Origin of the sequence: Streptomyces sp. NPDC057623, assembly GCF_042800355.1 — a bacterium.
Lineage (GTDB): Bacteria > Actinomycetota > Actinomycetes > Streptomycetales > Streptomycetaceae > Streptomyces.
The window spans coordinates 128500-148592 of the sequence record NZ_JBHVGZ010000016.1; the positions used below are offsets into that span (position 1 = coordinate 128500).

At 69.0% G+C, this 20093-nt stretch carries 19 protein-coding genes; 10 read left to right on the forward strand and 9 right to left on the reverse strand.

The features are described 5' to 3' along the window. Positions 1 to 233: 233 nt before the first annotated feature. The 3 genes from ACFU95_RS19120 to ACFU95_RS19130 all read left to right on the forward strand — a co-directional run bounded on the left by ACFU95_RS19120 (position 234) and on the right by ACFU95_RS19130 (position 3886). Positions 234 to 1631: an MFS transporter gene (locus tag ACFU95_RS19120; protein WP_383828686.1), complete on the forward strand. Its 1398-nt coding sequence runs from the start codon at positions 234 to 236 to the stop codon at positions 1629 to 1631. After that, positions 1628 to 2851 carry an FAD-dependent monooxygenase gene (locus ACFU95_RS19125; RefSeq protein WP_383828688.1) on the forward strand — a complete coding sequence of 408 codons (1224 nt, stop codon included), beginning with the start codon at positions 1628 to 1630 and terminating at the stop codon, positions 2849 to 2851. The genes ACFU95_RS19120 and ACFU95_RS19125 overlap by 4 nt, the downstream gene beginning before the upstream one ends. A 114-nt stretch (positions 2852 to 2965) precedes the next feature. Further along, positions 2966 to 3886 carry a S8 family serine peptidase gene (locus tag ACFU95_RS19130; RefSeq protein ID WP_383828690.1) on the forward strand — a complete coding sequence of 307 codons (921 nt, stop codon included), beginning with the start codon at positions 2966 to 2968 and terminating at the stop codon, positions 3884 to 3886. A gap of 87 nt (positions 3887 to 3973) precedes the next feature. Here the strand turns inward: ACFU95_RS19130 and ACFU95_RS19135 are convergent, their stop codons facing one another. Together ACFU95_RS19135 and ACFU95_RS19140 are read right to left on the reverse strand one after the other, a co-directional pair. Then, on the reverse strand, positions 3974 to 4555 hold the full coding sequence (locus ACFU95_RS19135; RefSeq protein ID WP_383828692.1) for a hypothetical protein: 582 nt from the start codon (positions 4553 to 4555) through the stop codon (positions 3974 to 3976). A 30-nt stretch (positions 4556 to 4585) separates the two neighbouring features. Further along, the gene (locus ACFU95_RS19140) at positions 4586 to 5089 is read right to left on the reverse strand and encodes a hypothetical protein (RefSeq protein WP_383828694.1); all 504 of its coding nucleotides are present in this window, start codon (positions 5087 to 5089) and stop codon (positions 4586 to 4588) included. Positions 5090 to 5296: 207 nt separating this feature from the next. Here ACFU95_RS19140 and ACFU95_RS19145 point away from each other — a divergent pair, with 207 nt between their 5' ends. The 4 genes from ACFU95_RS19145 (at position 5297) to ACFU95_RS19160 (ending at position 7757) form a co-directional block, all read left to right on the forward strand. Then, a complete protein-coding gene (locus ACFU95_RS19145) occupies positions 5297 to 5623 on the forward strand; it encodes a hypothetical protein (RefSeq protein ID WP_383828696.1) in 327 nt (108 codons plus the stop codon). 21 nt (positions 5624 to 5644) lie between these two features. Continuing rightward, on the forward strand, positions 5645 to 6778 hold the full coding sequence (locus tag ACFU95_RS19150; RefSeq protein ID WP_383828698.1) for a PE-PGRS family protein: 1134 nt from the start codon (positions 5645 to 5647) through the stop codon (positions 6776 to 6778). A gap of 249 nt (positions 6779 to 7027) precedes the next feature. Beyond that, positions 7028 to 7312 (forward strand): hypothetical protein, encoded by a 285-nt coding sequence (locus ACFU95_RS19155; RefSeq protein ID WP_383828700.1) that lies wholly within the window; start codon positions 7028 to 7030, stop codon positions 7310 to 7312. A gap of 52 nt (positions 7313 to 7364) precedes the next feature. Continuing rightward, a complete protein-coding gene (locus ACFU95_RS19160; RefSeq protein ID WP_383828702.1) occupies positions 7365 to 7757 on the forward strand; it encodes a hypothetical protein in 393 nt (130 codons plus the stop codon). 93 nt (positions 7758 to 7850) lie between these two features. Here ACFU95_RS19160 and ACFU95_RS19165 read toward each other — a convergent pair whose 3' ends face one another. Continuing rightward, positions 7851 to 8372 (reverse strand): hypothetical protein, encoded by a 522-nt coding sequence (locus ACFU95_RS19165; protein ID WP_383828704.1) that lies wholly within the window; start codon positions 8370 to 8372, stop codon positions 7851 to 7853. A gap of 508 nt (positions 8373 to 8880) precedes the next feature. On the opposite strand from ACFU95_RS19165, the gene ACFU95_RS19170 reads away from it, so the two are divergent. Continuing rightward, positions 8881 to 9363, forward strand: coding sequence for a hypothetical protein (locus ACFU95_RS19170; RefSeq protein WP_383828706.1), 483 nt, complete (start codon positions 8881 to 8883; stop codon positions 9361 to 9363). Positions 9364 to 9534: 171 nt separating this feature from the next. Here ACFU95_RS19170 and ACFU95_RS19175 read toward each other — a convergent pair whose 3' ends face one another. Then, positions 9535 to 10116 carry a hypothetical protein gene (locus ACFU95_RS19175; protein ID WP_383828708.1) on the reverse strand — a complete coding sequence of 194 codons (582 nt, stop codon included), beginning with the start codon at positions 10114 to 10116 and terminating at the stop codon, positions 9535 to 9537. A gap of 108 nt (positions 10117 to 10224) precedes the next feature. Here ACFU95_RS19175 and ACFU95_RS19180 point away from each other — a divergent pair, with 108 nt between their 5' ends. Next, entirely contained in the window at positions 10225 to 10620 is a 396-nt protein-coding gene (locus ACFU95_RS19180; RefSeq protein WP_383828710.1) for a hypothetical protein, read from the forward strand. A gap of 198 nt (positions 10621 to 10818) precedes the next feature. Next, positions 10819 to 11247: a hypothetical protein gene (locus ACFU95_RS19185; RefSeq protein ID WP_383828712.1), complete on the forward strand. Its 429-nt coding sequence runs from the start codon at positions 10819 to 10821 to the stop codon at positions 11245 to 11247. Between the two features lie 8 nt (positions 11248 to 11255). On the opposite strand, the gene ACFU95_RS19190 is transcribed toward ACFU95_RS19185, so the two are convergent. The 5 genes from ACFU95_RS19190 to ACFU95_RS19210 form a co-directional block, all read right to left on the reverse strand. After that, on the reverse strand, positions 11256 to 12755 hold the full coding sequence (locus ACFU95_RS19190) for an ATP-binding protein (protein ID WP_383828714.1): 1500 nt from the start codon (positions 12753 to 12755) through the stop codon (positions 11256 to 11258). A gap of 100 nt (positions 12756 to 12855) precedes the next feature. Then, positions 12856 to 13161 carry a hypothetical protein gene (locus ACFU95_RS19195; RefSeq protein ID WP_383828716.1) on the reverse strand — a complete coding sequence of 102 codons (306 nt, stop codon included), beginning with the start codon at positions 13159 to 13161 and terminating at the stop codon, positions 12856 to 12858. A gap of 45 nt (positions 13162 to 13206) precedes the next feature. Beyond that, entirely contained in the window at positions 13207 to 13416 is a 210-nt protein-coding gene (locus ACFU95_RS19200; RefSeq protein WP_383828718.1) for a hypothetical protein, read from the reverse strand. A 39-nt stretch (positions 13417 to 13455) separates the two neighbouring features. Further along, positions 13456 to 14307: an immunity 49 family protein gene (locus ACFU95_RS19205; RefSeq protein WP_383828720.1), complete on the reverse strand. Its 852-nt coding sequence runs from the start codon at positions 14305 to 14307 to the stop codon at positions 13456 to 13458. Then, positions 14288 to 19654, reverse strand: coding sequence for a toxin glutamine deamidase domain-containing protein (locus tag ACFU95_RS19210; protein WP_383828760.1), 5367 nt, complete (start codon positions 19652 to 19654; stop codon positions 14288 to 14290). The genes ACFU95_RS19205 and ACFU95_RS19210 overlap by 20 nt, the downstream gene beginning before the upstream one ends. Positions 19655 to 20093: the final 439 nt, after the last annotated feature.

Below are 20093 nucleotides of genomic sequence, written 5' to 3' on the forward strand. Positions count from 1 at the left end.
TGCGTCGAGTGCCCGCCGCGCACCGCCGGGCGGCCTCGGTCGGACCTGTCCACGCAGCGCCACGCATCACGGACACCGCATCACGCACACCGCACCACGCACACCCGCACCACGGACACCGCACACCACGCCCCGCGTGAACGGCCGCTGTGCCCGCGCCGGGCCCGGCACGGCGGCAGCGCCACTTGCACGGCCGACCTCTTCCTTGCCCGGCAATGACGGAAAGGACGTCCATGACCGCAACTCTGTCTTCCCCGGTCCGTATCGGGAGGGCCGCTGTCGGGGCCCTCGGCATGCTGGCAGTCGCCACCGGTGCCCTGGAGTCGGTGGTGACGCCGACGCTCCCGCTCCTGCAACGCGAGCTGGACATGAGTCCCGCCGAGGGGGCGTTACTCAGCATCATGCTGCTCGTCACCGGTGCGCTCGTCACACCGGTCGCGGGCAAGTTCGGCGACCGCTACGGCGGGAAACGGGTCCTGATCCGGCTGATGGCGGTCGTCTCGGCCGGAGGTCTGGTGTCCGCCCTGGCGCCGAACCTGCCTGTGCTGTTGCTCGGTCAGGTGCTGCAAGGAGCGATGGTGGGCGCGCTGCCCCTGTCGTTCATCCTGGTCCGCGACCACCTCCCCGCGGGAGAGTCGAAGGTGGCCATCGGAGTGGTCAGCGGGTTGTTCGTGGGCGGCGGGATGGCGGGAACGCTGTCGGCCGGGCCCGTGGCGGAAGGGCTGTCCCGGCACTGGATGTTCGCGCTGCCGACGATCGCGGTCATCGCGGCCACGATGCTGGTGAACAGGCTGATGCCGCATGATCCGCCGCGCCGGTCGGACGACGCCGGGATCGACTGGCCCGGCCTGGTACTCCTCAGCGGGACGCTGGTCACGCTCATGCTCGTGCTCGCGCTGGCACCCGACCTCGGCTCGCAGCCCCTCGTGCTCGGCGCCCTCATCGTGATTCTGGCCGCCTTCGCGGCCGGATGGACGGCCGTTGAGCGCCGTGCGGCCTCACCGATGGTCGATCTGCGCATGCTGGCCCGGCCCGCGGTGTGGAAGTCGTGTGTGCTGACGTTCGTGATCTGCGTCGGTACCTCGGTGGCGGTCTATCTCGTCCCGCAGCTGTTCGCGGTGTCCGCCGACGCGTACGGATTCGGGGCCGGCGCCACCGAGATCGGCTTCTTCCTGCTGCCGGGCGCCGTCGCCGCGTCGCTGGCCGGGCCGATCAGCGGGATCGGGGCGCGACGTTTCGGCTCGCGTGCCGTGGTCACCGCCGGGATCCTCATCATGGCCGTCGCCCTCACCGGCCTGGCAGCCGTGCACACCGAGATCTGGCATCTCGTCATCGGCAAGGTGATGATCTCGCTCGCCAACGGCCTGTGCGTCACGGCGATGGTGACCAGTACCGCCACTTCCGTCGATCAAGGTGACACCGGCATCGCCACCAGCCTGGTCCTGGTGACTCGTGTGCTCGGCTACGCCGTGGGTGTGCAGCTCGGTGGTGCGCTCCTCACCGCCGGGACCCCCTCCGGGTCGGATGTCCCGGCCGAATCGGCTTTCGTCACCGGCTTCGTCATAGCCGGCGCCGTCACGGCGCTGTCCCTGCTCGTCGCCCGCACCATGAGCAAAGGAGTCAAGGAATGACCGGCACCGGCCTGTTGAGGGGTATCAGGACCACGCCGCGGCGCAAGGTCCTGATATCCGGGGCCAGCATCGCGGGGCCCGCCCTCGCCTTCTGGCTGAACCGCTACGGCTTCGCGGTCACCGTGGTCGAGAAGGCGGCCGCACTGCGCGGTGGCGGCTACCCCGTCGACGTACGCGGCACCGCGCTGGAGGTCGTCCGGAGGATGGGAATCCTGCCGCGACTGCGGGACGCGCACATCGACCTGCGTCGGCTGATCTTCCTCGACGGGGACGGCAGCGAGGTGGCCTCGGTCAGCCCGCACACCGTCACCGGCGGTGTCGCGGGACGGGACCTGGAGGTGCGGCGCGGAGACCTCGCCGACGCTCTCCACGCGGCGGTCCGTGACGACGTGGAGTTCTTGTTCAACGACTCCGTCGACACCCTCGACCAGTCGTCGGGCCACGGGGTCGACGTCACCTTCCGCGGGGGCGGCAGGCGTACGTTCGACATGGTGGTCGGCGCGGACGGACTGCACTCACGTACGCGTGAGTTGCTGTTCGGCCCCGAAGAGCGGTTCCACCGGTACCTCGGCTACTGCTTCGCCGGATTCACCATGCCCAATACCTTCGGACTCTCCCACGAACTCACGATGTGGAACGTCCCGGGCCTGGCCGCGGCACTCTATGCCGTGGGAGACGGCGACGACGTGCACGCCTTCCTCAACTTCGCCCATCCGGAACCGCCGTACGACGCGTTCCGGAACCCGGAAGCCCAACGGGACCTGGTCGCCGCGGTCTTCGCCGACGCGGGGTGGGAGGTCCCGGGCATGCTGGCCGCCCTGCGTGACGCGGATGACCTGTTCTTCGACGGGGTCAGCCAGATCCGTATGCCCCGCTGGTCCAGCGGCAGGGTGGCGCTGGTGGGCGACGCCGCGTACGCACCCTCGTTCCTCACCGGGCAGGGCTCCAGCCTCGCGCTCGTCGGCGCGTACATGCTCGCCGGTTCTCTGGCCGACCGGGACCACGCCGCGGGCTTCGCTGCCTACGAGCACAGCACCCGTGACTTCGTGACGATGAACCAGGATCAGGTCCGCGAGGGCGATGCCGCGCTCTTTCCGACCACCGCTCGGGCCCTGGAGCAGCGTAACCACATGCTGCGCGGTCTCAGCGCCATGCCCTCCACGGAGGGCCGACCGGCCCATTCGGCCCTCACCCTGCCCGAGTTCATGCCAGTGACGTGACCGTTGGCTGCTGCAACAAGATACGCAGCAGGCGATCGTCGCGCCGGTCGGGGCAACTTGCGTACGCAGAACCTTCACCGGACTCCGCGAGAAGGTCCGGCGCTCAAGGGCAGGGTGGCCAAGGTCGGCCCCGACTTCTACGACTCGGACGGTCTCCAGCCCGGCGACGACGGCTACGGCGTACACGGCACGGCCATGGTCTCGGACGTCCTCAAGGTCGCGCCCAGGGCGGAGATCATCAGCGTCCGGGTGATCGACGACAGCCACGAGTACAAGTTCGAGCGGGGCCTCAGCCCGGTCGGGGACGGCATCGACTACGCGGTGGCGCATGGAGTCGGCGTGATCTCGATGTCCCTCGGCGGAGACGTGGTGAACCGGATGCAGGGCGAGGACCTGGCCGCCGCGGCCCGTGCCGTGCACAAGGGCGTCACGCTGCTGGCCGCCGCGGGGAACTCCGGTGACGAGGGCAACGAGGGCAACTTCCCTGCCGGGTACGCGAACGTCATCTCCGTCGCCGCGACCCAGCGGGGAGGACAGCGCGCCGACTTCTCCACGGTGCGTACCCACAACACCATCGCCGCCCCGGGTGTCGGCATCGTCAGTGCCGACAAGGACGGCGGCTACAGCCCCATCAACGGCACCTCCCCTGCCACGGCGCCCGCCTCCGGTGTCACCGCGCTGATACTCGCCGCGAACCCGGACCTGACCCCGGCCCAGACCCGCGCGATCCTGATGCGCACGGCCGACCATCCGGCAGGGGGGCACAACGCCCTCGTCGGCGCCGGTCAGATCAACGCCGCGGCCGCGGTGCGCGCGGCGGCCGACCCGCCGAAGATCGACACCGCGCCGAAGCCGGACAAGGGAGATGTCGAGCACTTCGCGTCGCCGACGGGCGCCGACAAGGGCTCCCATCCGGCCATGGAGACAGGGGTACTCGCCACGGGTCTCGGCGCTGCCGGTAGTGGCCTGCTCCTGGTGGTCTGCGGCGGCCTGCTGCTGTTCCGGAGGAGCAGGCGGCAACGACTCGCAGTCTGAGGCGGCTTCCTGGCATGCCCTGAGGGAAGAGCCGACGAGCGGCCGAGCCCCGGCGCCCCCTGTTTCCTGAGGGCGCCGGGGCTTTCGTCACACGAAGAACGCCACCAGCAGGCTGACGACGAGCCCGACCACACCCACCCCGACCAGTACCAGGCAAGTGCGGAACAGCCCCTGCCCGGTCGACCGCCCGGAGACGAAGCCCGTGACGGCGCCGAAGGTGCCGATGGCGAGAGAGATCAACGCCCCGAAGAACCACGCACAGCCCACCGCGATGGCGCCGACCCAGCCATGGTCCAGCTGGTAGGAGGTGTCGCCGGTCTTGATCGCCTCGATGACGTAGCCGCGTTGGTGCAGGGCGTCGCTCTTGAGTTCGGCGTTGAGGTCCTTGGCGGAGCCGTCGTCGGCCGTGAAGGTGCCGTAGCACCACCGGGTCTTCGTCTTCTTCCGTGAGCTGCTCGACGTGCTCGAACGGTACTTGTAGTCGACGGTGCAGGTCTCGACGGTGAGCTTGCCCGGGGTGGACGTGGCGTAGGTGTAGGGGCCGAGGTAGGCGCCGAGAGCCAGGAGGACGAGGCCTACGAGGAGCAGGCCAGCGCCGATGAGGCGACCGAGGCCCGTCTTGTCGCCGGGGGCGGCGTTCGGGGCGGCGTTCCCTTGTACTTGGGTCATTGAGGGTTCCTCAGAACGGGGAAGTGGCTGTCACAGGACGAGGGCGCAGACGAGCGCTGCCAGGGCACCCAGGGCGAAGAGGCCGCCCAGGACGGGGCCGGTGACCGTCCGGGCCGGCAGGCGCTGCCAGGAGGCGGTGAGGCCGGGGCCGTTGCGGCCGCCGAAGCCGGTCAGGAGGCAGTAGATGCCGATGACCAGTATGGAGAGGCAGAACGCGAGAATCGCGGCGTCGTCGCCGGGGTCCCGGTCCTGTGGCTGCTCGAAGGTGTCATCCACCTGAATCACGGGGATTTTCGCGCCGCTTTCGAATCGTGATGACGTTTCCACCACCACGTCTTGATAGGTGGCCGCACCCTCCTGCGCGCTCCAGTTTCCGGTGCAGCTGAACTTGAGTTCCGTAGAACGCCTGTGCGTGCCGTAGTGGGTCTTCGTGTGTGTCTCACATGAAGAAACCGTGAGGGTTCCTTCGGTGCCGTCACCGGCGAGTTCGCTGCGCAGTTCCGGAATGGTCACCGCGGCGACGACCGCGGCCACGAGGAGCAGTCCCAATCCGAGGAGTCGGCCCATCCACAGACTCCCCGTGCTGCTGTAACGCGGCTGTGTTGTCACCACTTTTGGTGTCCCCTTGAATAACTTGACGATCTCTTGACTGGTGGGTTTGGCAGGGCTGTGCGCGAGGAGTCTAAGGTATCGGTCTGTCGTCCAATATGAACTACGGCAAGGGGAGTTCGGGGGAGCGCCATGGAGTTCGACACCTTTAACGTGGACACCGATGTACTGCGCAGGCAGGGAGGGAAGTTCACCGATCTCGGGGGTGATTTCTCGACCGCTTCCAAGCAGCTCAAGGATGCCCTCGAAGGGCTTGGAGAGCCCTGGGCGGAGGCCGACTTCGGGGAAATCTTCGGTCAGGTCTACACGCCGATTCGCGACGGAATCCTCACATCGATGGACAGCCTTGCGGAACGGCTCCAGAAGATCGGCGACAACCTCCAGGACATGGCGCGTAACTACGACGCGTCAGATACGTCGAACAATGGCCTGATGAACGGCATCTCCGGCCAACTCTAATTGAATTCGGGGGCTATTGGCATGTCGCTCACACTGCCCGGTGAGCTTGTCTGGGTGCTTGACCTTCTCGGTTACACCTGGCCGGAGGTCGACGAGGAAGCACTGCACAAGGTCGCCGAGACCTGGCGGGCTTTCGGCGAGGAACTCGAAGAGATCCAGATACAGGGCGAGGGCCTCGCCCGCACCGTTGTCTCCCACAACTTCGGGACGGCTGTCGACGGATTCAGCAAGGACTGGGGTGCCTACACCGGCGCGAACGGCGAGGATCGCTACCTGCCGGATGCGAAGACCGCGTGTGAAGTGATCGCCTTCGCCTTCGACGCGGCCGCGGTGGCGGTACTCACGGCGAAACTGGCCGTGATCGCCCAACTCGTCGCCCTGGCCATCGAGATCATCGCGGCGCAGGCGGCGGCACCCTTCACCTTCGGACTCTCCGAGGTCGGTGCGCTGGGCGCGACACAGGTCACGCGGCTGATCGTCCGCGAGCTGCTGGACCGGCTCAAGAGGGAGGTCATGGAGGCGGTCACCAAGGCCATGGAGCACGCCACCATGGACGCCGTCAAGAAGATCGCCAAGGAGCAGCTCGAAAAGATCACCAAGGAGAAGGTCAAGCAGTTCGCCAAGGACCAACTCAAGGAGCAGGGCAAGCAGTTCGTCCAGGAGAAGGTGGTCGACGCCGCGAAGGAGAAGGCCACCGAAGCCGCCGTCGGAATGGCGCAGAACATCGGCCAGCAGAGCATCGAGACCTACTTCGACGCGCGGTCCGGTGTCGACCTCGGCGAGACGGCGGACGTGGCCAAGCAGGCGGCCGGTGACTACGTGGACGGCCTCAGGAACGAGGTCACCGGCGGCGAGGGATCGACGTTCGCCGACTACGTGGACCCGACCACGCACGTGAACAACGCCATGGACGCCGCGACGGAACGGGTCACCGGGGCGGCCGGCGACCGCGTACAGCACGGTGTCGACGCGATCACCGGACGGGGCACCGACGCGACGCAGGCGGCCGACGGCCCTGCCGCCACGACGGGCACCGGCTCCTCGGGTACCACGCAGACGTCGACCAGGCCGACGGCCACCGCCTCCGCGGCGGCATCCGCGGGCTCCGGGACCTCGGGGGCCGCCGACGACTGGGCCCGGAACGAGTTCGGCTGACGCCACGCCGGCGCCCGCCGCCGCTCCGGCTGCGCCGCCCCCTGCGCACCGTCACCGACGCGACAGGACAGCTCCGGGCGGCGAGGGAGGGCGGCTCGGCGCTGAGGCGCCACGCCGCTTCGGGCTCAGGACGGCACAGCCACACGGCCAACGTGAACCCCGTTGGTGGACAGGGCCGCCGCGGCGGGTATGTTCGCGTCGGCCACGGGCGGCCACGGGGCCGAGCGGCGGACGAAGAGGTGAGGATCGATGGGTTTCCTTGGCGGGGTCGACGACCTGGAGCGCTTCCTCACCCGTTCCTGCCACTTGAGCATCGCGTCCGTGCCGGCCTGCTGGGGCCTCATGATCTTCCTCATCGGGGATGGCGGCTGGCGGTTCGGCTTCCTGCTGAGCGCCGTGGTCCCGCTGGTCGCCGCCTACCTGGGGATCCGTGCCAAGCGAGAAATCCGTACGGGGATGTCGGCCACGGCGTTCGGACTCGCCCTCGCCTCGGTGCCGTTGATGCTCGCGCTGGCGCATTTCGAGGGCTCGTGACGCGATCGGCTCGCTGCCAACGGGTGGTCGTCGACCGATAGGGTCGACTGCCATGACAACGCATGGCGGTAACGCGGCGAACAGGTCGGACGGATCGGGCGGGCGGCCCCTGTCCGCCGGGGCGAGCGCGGACGAGCTGCGGGCGGAGTTCCAGGCTCAGGGGCGCACCGGGCTCACGGAGGAGCGGCGGCGCGTCGCGCGGCAGGCCCGAGGGCTGTACACGGCGTTCGCCGGGTTGGTCGCCGTCGTCTGCCTGGCCCTGATCGGCGTACGCCTTGTTCAGGGCGATGCGCTGGGCGTCTGGGTCGCCACGTACGCCATGGGTGGGGCCCTCGGCGGTTGGGCTTTCGTGCTCGCTCGGATCGGTCACACGCGCTGGGCGATGATGGTCACCTGTATCGCGGCGGCGCTCGCCGGTATCGGCGACAGCCCCGCTTTCCGCTGAGGCGGGACGGTCGGCCGATCGAGGGCCGGGGTTCGGCTCAGCTACCGACCGGTGACCAGGCCGTGGCCGCCCGGACCGGCACCTGAAGGGACGTCACGGCTGGCGGCGCCGGTTGCCGATGAGATGGGCGAGGCCCCAGGCGGCGGCTGCGGCGAGCACGAGGCCGAGGGGGGAGAACCAGTCGATCTCGTCCGTGGTTCCGACGGTCCACCAGAGTTTGGCCGGCCAGAAGGGCTCGTACCTCATCAGGTCCCAGACGGCACCCGTTCCCTCGCTGTCGGCGAAGACGAGCACGATGGAGTTGGTGTAGCCGAAGAACGTGCCGAGCGCGGCAATCACGGCCCCCCAGACGTGGGCGCCGGTGTGCCGGTGTCCCACCGCGCCGATCAGCCAGCCGACAATCGCTCCGTTGAGCAGCGCGTGGCCCAGGTAGAGGGAGTTGCCCATGGCGACCGACTGGTCCTTGTACGTGACCAGGTTGAGACCGCTGTAGAGCAGCGAGACGATGACCGAGGCGAACAACCCGAGGAACACCGCGCCGACCGGATGACCGCTCGCGTTCGGCCGCTGCCCGTAGGGCGCCTGGAACGGCGGTGCGGCGTGCATCGGATGCATGGGCTGCATCGGCGGCTGCCCCGGAAACTGCGGAGCCCCGTAGTGCATCGGGGGTTGACCGGGAGCCTGCATCGGCGGCTGCCCCGGAGCCGGCGGAGGGCCGAACCCCTGTGGCGGGGCGGGCTGGCTGTACGGGGTGTTGGGTGCCTGCGGCGGCTGTGAAGGCTGCGGCGGCGGTTGGAACGGCGGCTGACTCATTGAATTCCCACGGAGTGAACTGACTGGACCAGCAAGCTATCAGTGAGATCAGGAGGGGTCCGTCGGAGCCGGAGCGGGCTGCGTGAAGGGTGCCGGCTCCCAGCGGTTCGACCTTGACCTCGACGAACCGACCTCGCAAAGATCTCCGGAGCCGGGATCGGCGCACGAGCACCACAGAGGAACGGGGCAGCAGTTGAAGACGGACGCGAGCGGCGGTCAGAGCGTACGGAAGCCGGGAACGGGAGGGCCCCGCCCCACCGGCTTCGCTGCTGCGAGGCAACGGGGCGCCGGCAGCCGAACAGGGTCCGGCGTGCTGGGCGTTCTCGCCCTCCTGTTCGGCCTCGTTCTCGTCGGGGTGGGCTACGCGGAAGGTCCCGAGAAGGCGTCCGGCGGCACGCAGGGGACGATCACCGTCGAGCGGTGCGGCAGGGACATCATCGGGGACGACGTGGAGTGCTCGGGCTCCTTCCGCTCCGACGACGGCAGGATCCGCTCCGACGTCGAGCGCTTCGAGCCCGGTGAGGACGCCGACAAGGGCGAGAAGTTCCAGGCGGTGGAAGACGACACGGGGTATTTCAGGCTCGGCACCATCACCTCGTTCTACGTCGAGGCCGTCAAGGTCTGGTTCGTCGCCGCCACCATGTTCGGCGTGGCGCTCTTCCCGCTGAGCGCCGCTTTCCGCCGCGTGGGCCGCCCGATGCGGCGCGGGACGTTCATCGCCGGCCTCAGCCTGCTGTTCGGCGGGTTGCTGGGGTGTGGCGTCTGTGCGCTGGTGAATGCCGTGCTCATTTAGTGGGCCGGTACGGCACCAGGTCGAAAGGCCGAGGGCGATGAGTCCGTCGGAGATCCGCCCTCCGGGTCTCGGACCGATTGCGGACTGACCTGCCGATGACTTCATGAAGTCGCTGTCACAAGTCCGTTGTAGGCCGCCCCGGTTGTCCGAAGCCCCGCGACACGGGGCTGTTCACGGTGTACGGCCCCGAGTGCGCTCCCGGTGTCCCTTCACGTCGGGTCGCCCGACGTGGCCCTCGGCGCGCTCGGACTCACCGAGCCAGAGGTGCGGGACGTGCCGCTGGACCGCCGAGACCAGCTCCTGTCGGCAGGGGGCGGGGAAGGGGAGGCGGTGGCGCAGGCGAGGCAGGTCGGGGTGCAGAGGCTCCTCGTCGCGGACGAGGGTCCACAGGACGGGGTCGTCCCGGTCGATGGGCCCGGTGGGGAACAGTTCCAGGGAGTAGACGGTCTGGCGGCCGAACTTGCTCCGGTACAGGCCGACTCCAGCGAGGCCCTGCCAGGGGATGACGTTCCTACGGTTTCCGTTCTCGATCCACAACCCGGTGGCGTCGACGAGAACCCGGGCGCGGCGGTTCGCCCAGTTGGCGATGAAGAGGAACACGCCGAGCGCACCGAGCAGCAACATGAAGACGAGGCCCGCGTACCCTGCCGGGTTCGACTCCCCCTTCTGGTTCCCGGTAGCAACCACGACCGCACCGAAGGCGCCGACCGCGCCCAGCGCGATGAGCAGGACGGAGCAGGGGAGCCCGGTCATGGCACCGCGGCGACCGGTCCGTATGCCCGTGGCGTCGGGTGCGGGGGAGGGCGTGTGCGAAGGCAACATGGTGCGTGAGCCTAGCGAATTGACCTACGCTCCCTCCTCATGACGACGCACGGCCGGGAACGCGGCGGGGAACAGGTACAGACGCAGGTGCCGGCCGGTGAGGCTGATCCGATCTCGCCCGACGTGGAGGCATCGAGGGCGAGTATCCCGAGGCAGTCGGATCCGGGCTTCGCGGGACAGCGGTCGCAGCAGGCGCGGAGCGCACGCGGTGGGCTCATGGCCGCCGGGGCCTTGGTGGGGCTGGTCTGTCTCTTCGTGATCGTGGGACGTCTCGGCAGCGGTGCGCAGGCAGGCGTGGGGACCGTGGTGTACGGCCTGTGCCTCGCCTCCGCCGGTCTCAGCGTGGAGTTGGCACGTCGCGGCCGCACCCGCCTGGCCATGATGGCGATCATTCTGGCGGCGGCCGGTGCGTCGCTGGCGGACGCGCTGCCCTGACTTCCCGCTTCCCGGGTTCTCGCGTCCTCGGGCGAGCCACAGTCGACGTACCGCCGGCAGCGGCTCGCCCTGGGGGTCCGCGACCTTGACGCGGCACCCGAAGGTCCCTCCGCCCTCCCCACTTCAACCATCGGGGCCCCGCAGCGCACCCACAGGTGACGCGAGATACTTCAGGTGTCCAGAGTCGAGGAGAAGCGAATGACCAGGAATCCCGAGAACTCACCCAACCCGCAGGGCTCTCCGCAGGAACGCGGTGTGATCGACGAGGCACTCGAACCGGACCAGATCCGTTCCCTGAACTCCGCCCTGCGCCAGCTGTCCCAAACCGAAGGCGCCGGCAAGGAGATGCAGGAGGCGGCCAAGAAGCTGCTCTCCGGCCGCCTCGCTCTGCGCGACGCGCTGGACGACCCCGCGGTGTCCCGTGCCCTGGGCGGAGGCTTGGCGTCCCTGCGCGGCCAGTGGGAGTCGCTGTCGGAGGAGCAACGCGATCAGGTCAGGCACGGTGAGCCGCTGGACGGCGACGGCCCCTCCTCCGGACCGTCCGAGCCGAGGCGGTCGGAGGGCGAGAACCCGCAGTCCGGGAAGAGGAACCAGGGGCGGCACAGCGGCGGGTTCTCGCTGTACTGATCATGTGCTCACACGGTCTGCCGGGGCAGGTCGAGGCCGAGCCGGTGCCGGATGGCCTCGGCGTACTCGGGCAGGCCGTCCTCGACGAACGCGGCCTCCAGAAGAGCGGCGCGCCGGACGACGGGTGCCTGGGTGCGGGTCAACAGGGGGGCCGTACGAAGGTACGTACGAGCCGGCGCGCCGAGTTCTTCGATGGGTACGGCCTCCACGGCGGCACGCAGAGGAACCGGATCGGCGTGGACGAACAACCCGGGATCCGTGAGGAGTTGGGGCAGGAGACCCGCCTCCAGAGTGTGGCCCGCGATGTAGTCGCGGACGTAAGGGTCGGCCTTGCTCCAGTCCTGCTCCGGGACGGCCTCCAGGAGCGCCATCGCGATCTGGGTCTGGGCCGCGCGGACGCTGGGAAGGCCCGCGCGGACCTCCTCGCCGATGGCCGGATGGAGCAGCCGGACCACGACGCGCCCGCCGCCCGCCGCGTCCCTGTCCGGGTGAAGCGACTCGACGAACGGCTCCACCAACGCACCGCTGCTCTCGGTCACCTCGCTCATGTCCCTGCCCGCAAGAGCGCTGACGAGCCGTGCCCACACGCCGACAGGCAGACCGTCACCTTCCGCCAAGGCCAAGGGCGCCAGTAGGAGACGCAGGGTCTGCGGGTCCGCTCCGAGGCGGCGGGCGTGCAGGTCGACTGCCTGGCCGACGGACGAGGGGAGGTAGGCCTCATCGTGCGGGGCGACGACGCCCCGGCCCGTCAGGATGCCGCGCACGGCGAGTTCCGCGGTCAACGGACTGGTCCCGGCGCGGCGCCCGATCGCCTCGGCCAAGGTCCGCCGCGCTGCCGCGTCGATGGTGAACGGCAGCTCCCGGGCGCCGAGTCTCGGATTGAGCAGCGCTTCGGCCTGACGCACCAGGCCCTCAGGATCCGCCCACTGCGGTGCGTCGAGATCGATGACCTGGACAGTGCCGGCAGGGAGAGCGGCGGCGAACTCGTCCGCGAGCCGACGAGGCAGTTCAGTGAGCAGACGGATGGTCTCGACGGCGGCGAGCGGCTTGAGCACCTCACGCAGGAGCCGGTCCGGTTCACCCGCCGCGCGCACCGGTCCCGCCCGATCGACGTCCGGAACGACCACGGTCACGGGGCCCGCGAGGCCGGCCAGCTCGGTGAACACGTCCCACACCTCGTCGGCCACCAGGCCGAAGTGATCGGCGAGAAGCCAGACGACCTGGGCCGCGCTCAACCCGGCCGCTCCTGGTACGGCGGGCGCGGGCGAGTCGGGCGGCACGGTCGACGGGTCCAGGTCGGCCAACGGAAGCCGCTTGCGGTACTCCGGGTCGCAGAGCATCAGGAACCCGGTGATCAGATGCGAGCGACCGCTGCCCGGCGCTCCCGTCAGGACCAGCACGCGCGGGGTGCCGGGCCACTCCATCCGCCAGGCGGCGAGGGCACGCAGCACTGCTGTGCGGCCGCCGATGTAGGGATGCGGTGCGTAGCCATCAATGAGGCCGGCCATGGGTATCAGTCCTGGTTGGGGTGGTGGGGCGAGCTTGGGGTGGTGGGGTGAGCAGGGAAGAGCGGTGTCGCGGGGCGGCCCGGCTGGGCGTGCCCGGCCCTCAGGTGTTCCGCGTGAGGTTCTTCCGGTACAGGGCGATCGCCTGCTCGGTCGGGTAGTTGGGGACGGTGACGGTCTCGCCGGTCTCCTTCGACACCACGATCTTGGCTCCGCCGGGAGGGGCGGGCTGCGGTCGGCCGGAGGCGTCCACGCTGGGCGGGAACACCGCGTAGACCAGGTAGCCGATGTCGAACTCGTGGACGTTGAGCTCGGCCGGGGTACCGTCGGGGAGTTTCGGCTGGGCGTAACGCGCGCGGACGATCTGGACTGCTTCGTCCGGGGTGGTGGGCGGCGTTTCGGGAGGCATGGGTCTCCTGTTCGCTGTGCGGGTTGTGGCCGGCCGACGCGTTGGCTAGGTGGGGAACTCGCCGTACCAGCTGCGGTCGAGGTGGCATTTCGGCAGGTGGTCCTGGTCGAGGGCGGTGGTCGCCGAAGTCAGGGCCATTCCGAACCACTCGGGGTTCTCCTTGAGGTCCTCGAGTTCACCGTCCAGCCTTCGCGCGAGCACCTTCAGCACCTGAGGCAAGGCTCCCGTCGGGAATTCCTGGCGTGGAATCGGCATAGCCCTCCTCACTGCTTTCGGGGGTGCGGCTGGGTGGGGTTATGTGGGGAATTCGTTGATCCAGGCGCCTTCGAGGAGGTGCTTGGGGAGGTATTCGGATTCGACGGTAATGGTGAAGCCGGCCTGAACGGCGAGGCAGGACACAGCCAGTGGGCCCAGGGCCACGAGACCTTCGGCGTCCAGGGCGCGGTCCTCGTCGCGGGTCCAGTAGTCCTTGTGCCATTCCAGGGCTTTGGCCAGTTCGGTGTTGAACTTGTCCTGGTCGCCGCGTGCGAGCTGAGTGAGGAGGTTCATCGGGGGATACATGATCTGCAGGACGCCGTCGCGCGGGGCGTGCCGCAGGGCGGCGGGGTCGGTTCCCTCTACCGCGGCCACGAGCTTGTCGCCGAATTCGGGGCGTTTGAGCCAGTAGGCCTGGAGTGCTTCGACCCAGTTGTAGATGTATTCGTCGAGGACTCCGTCGGCTTGCCGGAGTTTCGTGGTGGGGAACTGGCAGAGTTCGGTCATGCGCTTTTTCTCGCGGCAGATGCAGGCGAGCCAGAAGGCGTTGAGCCAGTTGCCGGCGTGGGCGCGGGGCAGGGCGCCGGCACGGACGGAGTGCATCTTGTGGCCGATACGGCACTCGATGCTGTCGGTCGTGGCCTGCGCTGATGCGAAGAGGGCGGAGCCGACCTGCATGGCGGTGACGCAGGCTTCCCACGTCTCCAGCTTGTCGGCCTCCGGATCCACGAGACAGTGCGTAGCGAGGAGCTCGATGGCGTCGGCCAGAACGTTCGAGAACCACGACGGTTGGTCCCGCAGGCCTTCAACATCGTCCCAGAAGTCCTTGGTGTGAGTCTCAAGGATCCTCAGGGTGTTTCGCGTCGGGAACTCATGTCGCGGAATCTGCATCGCGTTCCTTCTCTTTTTCCGTTCTGATGTCGAACTCATACATCTCGTAGCCCTGGTGCTCGCCGTTTTTGTCGGAGTTTCCCTTGACGAGTATGTACTGGACCCGCGACGGGTCCGCCTCCAGAGCCCTCTTGAGATCGCGTGCCAGTTTGCGCTCTGCCTGGGCTGCCTCCAGTTCGGCGTCGGTCGTGGCACTGCGCTCATTCTTTCGCGCGCGCTTCTCCATCTCATGCAGGATCGTCTCAAAGTACGGGCGCGTACCCTGCCGGACCTTCGGCACGCCCGGGCTCGGCTTGTCCTGGCCCGCCTCATCCTCGTTCTGAGCGTCGTCGCCCTGTGCCTGGCTCGGATCGCCCGATGGTACGGCCTGGTCCGATCCTTGCTCCGGGCCGATACCCCGTCGTTGACCCAGCTCGGCATTGGTGGAGCCCTTGGCCTCCACCACGACGAACTCGGGTGGGGTCTTGCTCGGATCCATCCAGATCTGGTCGAACCGGTTGTTGCCCATGGCTCGATCGTCGACGCGGTTGTAGTCCTCGAAGTGCTGGGGCATCACGTGAAACTCGGCGACGGCCTCGCCGTAGTCCTCGCTTGCCCGCGTCATCTTGCCGTGGAGGGGGCTGTGTTTCGCGTCGGCTTCCTGGAACCTCTTCAGGTTTTCGGGAGTCTTGTTCTTCTCGTAGGCTTCCTTGGCCGCTTGCCGGTCCACGTGAGGCTGTCGGTCCGCGTTGATGGCGTCCTGGCGGGCCTTCGCGTACTTGTCGAGTTCCTCCAGGTTCTTCTTGGAGATCTCCTCTTCGCGCTCACCCTTGTGCTCGCTCGCGTCGATGTACGACTCCGGATCGGCGTCCGGTGCGTCGTTGGCCAGCATCCACGGAGTGTTGGGATCGCCGGTGGGATGCAACTGGGGGACCGGACGTCCGTCCTCGGCAGGGGATGTCACGCTCCGGCGATAGCCGCTCTTCGGGTAGTAGTACTTCTCGAACCAGGCCTTGTCCTTCGGATCCTTTGAATTGGCGCGCGCGAGCATGTCCAGATCGCGCTGCCGACGGTTCGCCACGTCGTCGTTCGAGGTACTGCCTGCCGGATCCGACGGGCCGGAGGGCCGCTCGGGATGCGTCGACTGAGGCGTCTGCTGCGGATTCTCGGCCGCGATGTCGCCGTACAGCGGCTTCTTCCCGTTGACCGAGTCCTTGACGTAGCCGGCCGCGTCGGCGTTCTTGCCGTCCGGCAGGCTCTCGCGTCCGGGGACTGCGGAGTCCTCGTTCATGTCGCTCGGGCGGTCGCTGTGGTCGTCCCTCGGCGACTGGTCCGAGTTTTCAGGACGAGCTTGGTCCGAGGTCTGGGACGGCTCCTTGTGCGGGGTCTCCGACCGCGGATCGTCGGCATGATCGGAGCGCGTGGGGGTGTCCCGACGCGGGTCCGACGTGCGTGGGTCCGACGTGCGTGGGTCCGAAGCGCGAGGATCGGACGTGCGCGGGTCCGTGGTGCGTGGGTCCGAAGCGCGAGGATCTGACGTACGCGGGTCCGTGGTGCGCGGGTCCGCTGTGCGTGGGTCGGCGGTCCGGGGGTCCGCGTTCTGCTGATGCGGGATGGATGTACGCGGGTCCGTGGGCGTGGTGTTCTGCTGAGGCGTGCCCCGGTCGGTCGTGGGGTCGTTCGGGTTGTCGGTCTCAGTCCGGGGAAGAGGCGTGCCCTTGTCCGGTGCGCCGTTGTCGGATGCCGTGTCCGTGGGCGACTGCCGGTGTTCCGAGGCCGAGTCGGGGCTTGTCGCCTCGTCCGGGCGTGACTGCTGCTCCGGGGTAGCCGATGTCTCCGGGGACCGCTCCCGCCCATCGGGCGCGCCCTCCGGCTTGGACGTGCTCGGGTCGGCTGTCGACGGCTGCGTGGGGTCCGCGTCGTTCGATGGATCCGGGGGTGGCGGGGTTGCCGACTTGGCGGGGTCCGTTGCCGTGTCGGTGTGGTCGCCCTGAGCCGGGGTGTTGTCCGATACGTCGCTCTGCGCGTTCGGGTTGTCCTCCGACTGCCCGTCGTGCTCGGAGTTCTCCGGCTGCGAGGTGTCGTCGTTCTGGCTGTCGGAGTCCTTGGTGTCCTTGGTGTCCTTGGAGTCGTCGGAGTCCTCGTCGTCGGACTTGCTGGTGTCGATGGGATTCCGGTCGGCGTCCAGCGGGATGTGCCAGACATGCTTGGCCTGGTCGATGTGGAGGGGCTTGTCGCTGACCTCTCCGCTCTGGGTGTCGATCCAGACGATCTTGCCGTTGTGGTTGACGACGTTGAAGGCATGGCCGCCTCCGCCGGGCCAGTCGACCTGGACGATGGCCGCTGAGCCGGGTCCGGCCTGCTGGAGGGTGGAGGCGATGTTGTTGGCGGTGTTGGGGTCACCACCGGGCCCGGCGTAGGTGTGGGCGGCGCCCGTCCAGCGGATCTGGTTGGCGTTCGCGTTGTTCTCGGGGGTGAACGGGTTGTGCTTGCCGTTCTCGTCCAGGTCGACGGTTCGCGGGGCTGAGACCTGGGGGTTCCCGTACCAGGTCTCCAGGAACGAGCGGGAACAGTCGGCGCAGTTGTTGCTGCGTCCCGGGACCGTGTTGCCGCCGTCGTTCTGGAGCTGCGCCCAGGGGCCGAAGGGGTCGGGGAAGCGTTCCGGGGTGCCGTCCTCGTTGTGCGGGACGGCGTCGGCCAGTGCCTGCTGGTCGGCCGGGTCGGGCTGGGACAGGCCTCCCGGGGCGTGGTCCAGATCGGAGCGGATGTCATCCAGGCTGTCCTGCTGCGGCGACTTGTTGTTGGAGTCGCCGGGGTTGGTCTGGGGCGAGCCCGGGGACTGCGGTGTGGCGGGATCCGCGTGCGACGGTGTGGAACCCGGGGTTGTGACGACCGTGTGGATCGGGACTGCCGTCACCTGCTGCTGGTGCTGCCGATCCCGGTCGTCCCGGCCGTCCCGGTCGGGTGGCGTTTGCTGTGCCTGGTGGGGTTGCGAGGCCGGCTGCTGCGGGGTGTTCGGCTTCGGGTTCGGCGGAGTGTTGGGCGGGTTGCCCGCGGGCTGGTGAGGCCGGGAAGGTGCGGAGCCGGTGTCGGCGCCCGGCTGGTTCGCAGTGCTGGGTGGCGGCGACGTGCCGGGCGTTTGGGTGCGGCCGGGCTGTGTCGAGGGACTCTGGGTGTTGTTGCTCGGCGGTGTCGAGGCTCGGTCAGCACCGGTGTTGGGGGAGTTGGCGGGTGCCGTCGTCGGGGTGCTGGCGGACGGGGACGACGTCCTGGAGGGTGACGACTGGGCCGGGTTCTGGCTCGCGGGCGAGTGCGTGCCCGGGCTCGGATTCTGGCCCGGCGTACGGGTGCTGGTCGAGTCCGGGTTGTTACGCGGCGACGTCCGGTCCCCCGGCGTGGTGCCCGGGTTGTCCCGGGACGGAGTCCGGTCGCCAGGTGTGGTGCCAGGGGTATTCCGAGGCGGCGTGCGGTCCCCTGGCGTCGTGCCAGGACTGTTCTGGCCCGGGTTGCTCTGGCTCGGATTGCTCTGGTTCGGCACGCGACTGTCCGCCGTACCGGGAGTCCGGCTGTCGGAGCCGGACGTTCGTGGGTCCTGCGTCGGCGACGGCGTCGCCCGTGGCGTCGTCGAGGGCGTGGTGGAACTCGGCGTGGAGACAGGCCCGGATCCCGAGGCGGACGCGGTGGTGCCCGGCGTCGAAGCGGGCGTGCTCCGGGGCGTCGTAGGAGAGGTGGGGCTCGGCGTGGAGGCAGGCCCGGTCCCCGTGGCGGAGGGGGTGCCAGGTGTACTGGCGGAAGGATTCCGCGCCGGACCGGAGTGGGGATTCGGGCTCGTCGCGGACGGGGTGCTACCGCCGCCGGAGGCACCCGGGCTGTGCTGCCCACCACCCGGCACGGCACCCCCGGCCGAAGGCGCCGTAGGCGAAGTCGGCATGCCCGAGCCACCGCCGTCCGTACGGCCGCCGGAACCGGAGGGAGACGAGTCGGCCGTCGGCGTCGGTGCCGCGTTGGACTGCGTGGGCGCGCTGGCGGCCAGCCCGTCGATCTGGGTGCCGATCGAACCGCCCCCCGGCGAGGACGACGTACCGCTGGACGACGGAGCCCCGGACGTGGGCGCGGAATGCGAGCTCGGGGATGACAGGCCGGACACGGCGGAGCCGCCGCCGGAGTGCGAGGGGCCGGACGTGCTCGGAGTGCTGGACGAGCCGTTGGAGTCGGAGCCGTTGGACGAGGGCCCGCTGGGCGAGGGGTCGTCGAAGTCCGACAGGGACGACCCTGGAGATTGGGTCGGCCGTGAGTACGGGGAGTCCGAGGAGGACGGATTCCCGGAGTCGGACCCAGGCCCGGAGCCGGAGTCGGGGCCCGCGCCGATGTTGGGTGCCGGGATGTCGTTGCCGCCTGTGTCGGCGGAGATGCCGCTGCCGATGTTCGCGCCGGGGATGTTGCCGTTGCTCGAACGCGTCGAGGTGCTGGAGTCCGAGTCCGACGAACGTGAATCGGAGGACGAGGAGGAGTCGGACGAAGACGAGTCGGACGAGGAGGAGTTGGAACTCTCCGACCCGCTGCTGGAGTCGCTACCGGTGTCACCCCCCGGAAAGTCCGATCCCGACGGCCCGTCGTACCCGTCGATCCGGCTGTCGACCGCGTGCCGGGCCCGGCTGCCCGCCTTCTGGCCCAGGCTGTCGCGCACGCCTTCGGCGAAGGTCTGCGGGCTCTGCCGGAGGGCGTCCAGGCCTGCCTCGCCGCCGGCCTTGAGGGTGGCGCCGACGTCGTAGCCCTCCTGGGCGCCGAAGCCGACGTTGACGGTCTGGCGGATGAGGTCGGTGATGATCGCCTCGATCGCCGAGATCGCGGGCTCCTTCATCGTCTCGATGACCGCCTCGATCATGGCTTGTTTGAGCTCGTCGAGGAGGCGCCGGACGATGAGGCGGGCGGCCTGGGTGGCGCCCATTCCCGCTACTGAGGACAGGCCGAAGGTGAAGGGCGCGGCGGCAGCGGCGGCTGCGATCTGGATGGCCAGGGCGATGAGCTGGGCGATGACCGCCCATTTGGCGAACTCGACGAGGTAGGCGCAGGCCTCCAGCACGTTCGCGATGAGGAAGGCGGCCTCGGCGGCATTGCGGAGGTAGCCGTCGTTGCCGCCACCACCGTCGAACTTCTCGTACGTCTTGGTGAACTTGTCGATCGATTCACCGGCGTTGTGCGCGGTGACCTGCCGCGCGGCGCCGTTCGCCGTGGTGTGGAGCTCGTTGACCTTCTCGCCGAACTCCCGCCACACGGTGGCACAGTCTCTGAGCTTGTCCTCGTTCGCCGTGGGCCACTTGTAGCCCAGCATCTCGAGGACCCACTCGAGCTCGTCCGGCAACATCATCGCCACAGCAGAAAGCACCCCCGTCGGACAGCACGGCCGTACACATCCCTCACCAGCCAAGGGAAACCACACAGGAGTACAGCCGTCCGCAGAGTTTACGGACTCACGTGCCGGTAACTTCAGGGGTTTGCTGTCACAAGTCGGCTGCAGGCCGCCGCGGTTGTCCGGAGGGGCACGGTACCGGGCCCGGCCGTTCACCGCGCACGGCCCTGGGTGCGCTGTCGGGGGTCCCCTGACACCGGGTCGGCCGACATAACCCTCGCGCGCTCACACTTTGCTCACTAGCTGGTCAGGGCGTGTATCCCGCGCACTACGCTGCCTCGACATCACGACGTACGAGGAGGAACGGGCGCGGATGCAGGGCCAGATGCGGGGGCAAATGTCGATGCCTGCACGGGGCAGCGACGGCGATCCGTCCGGCCTGGCATGGACGAGCTCA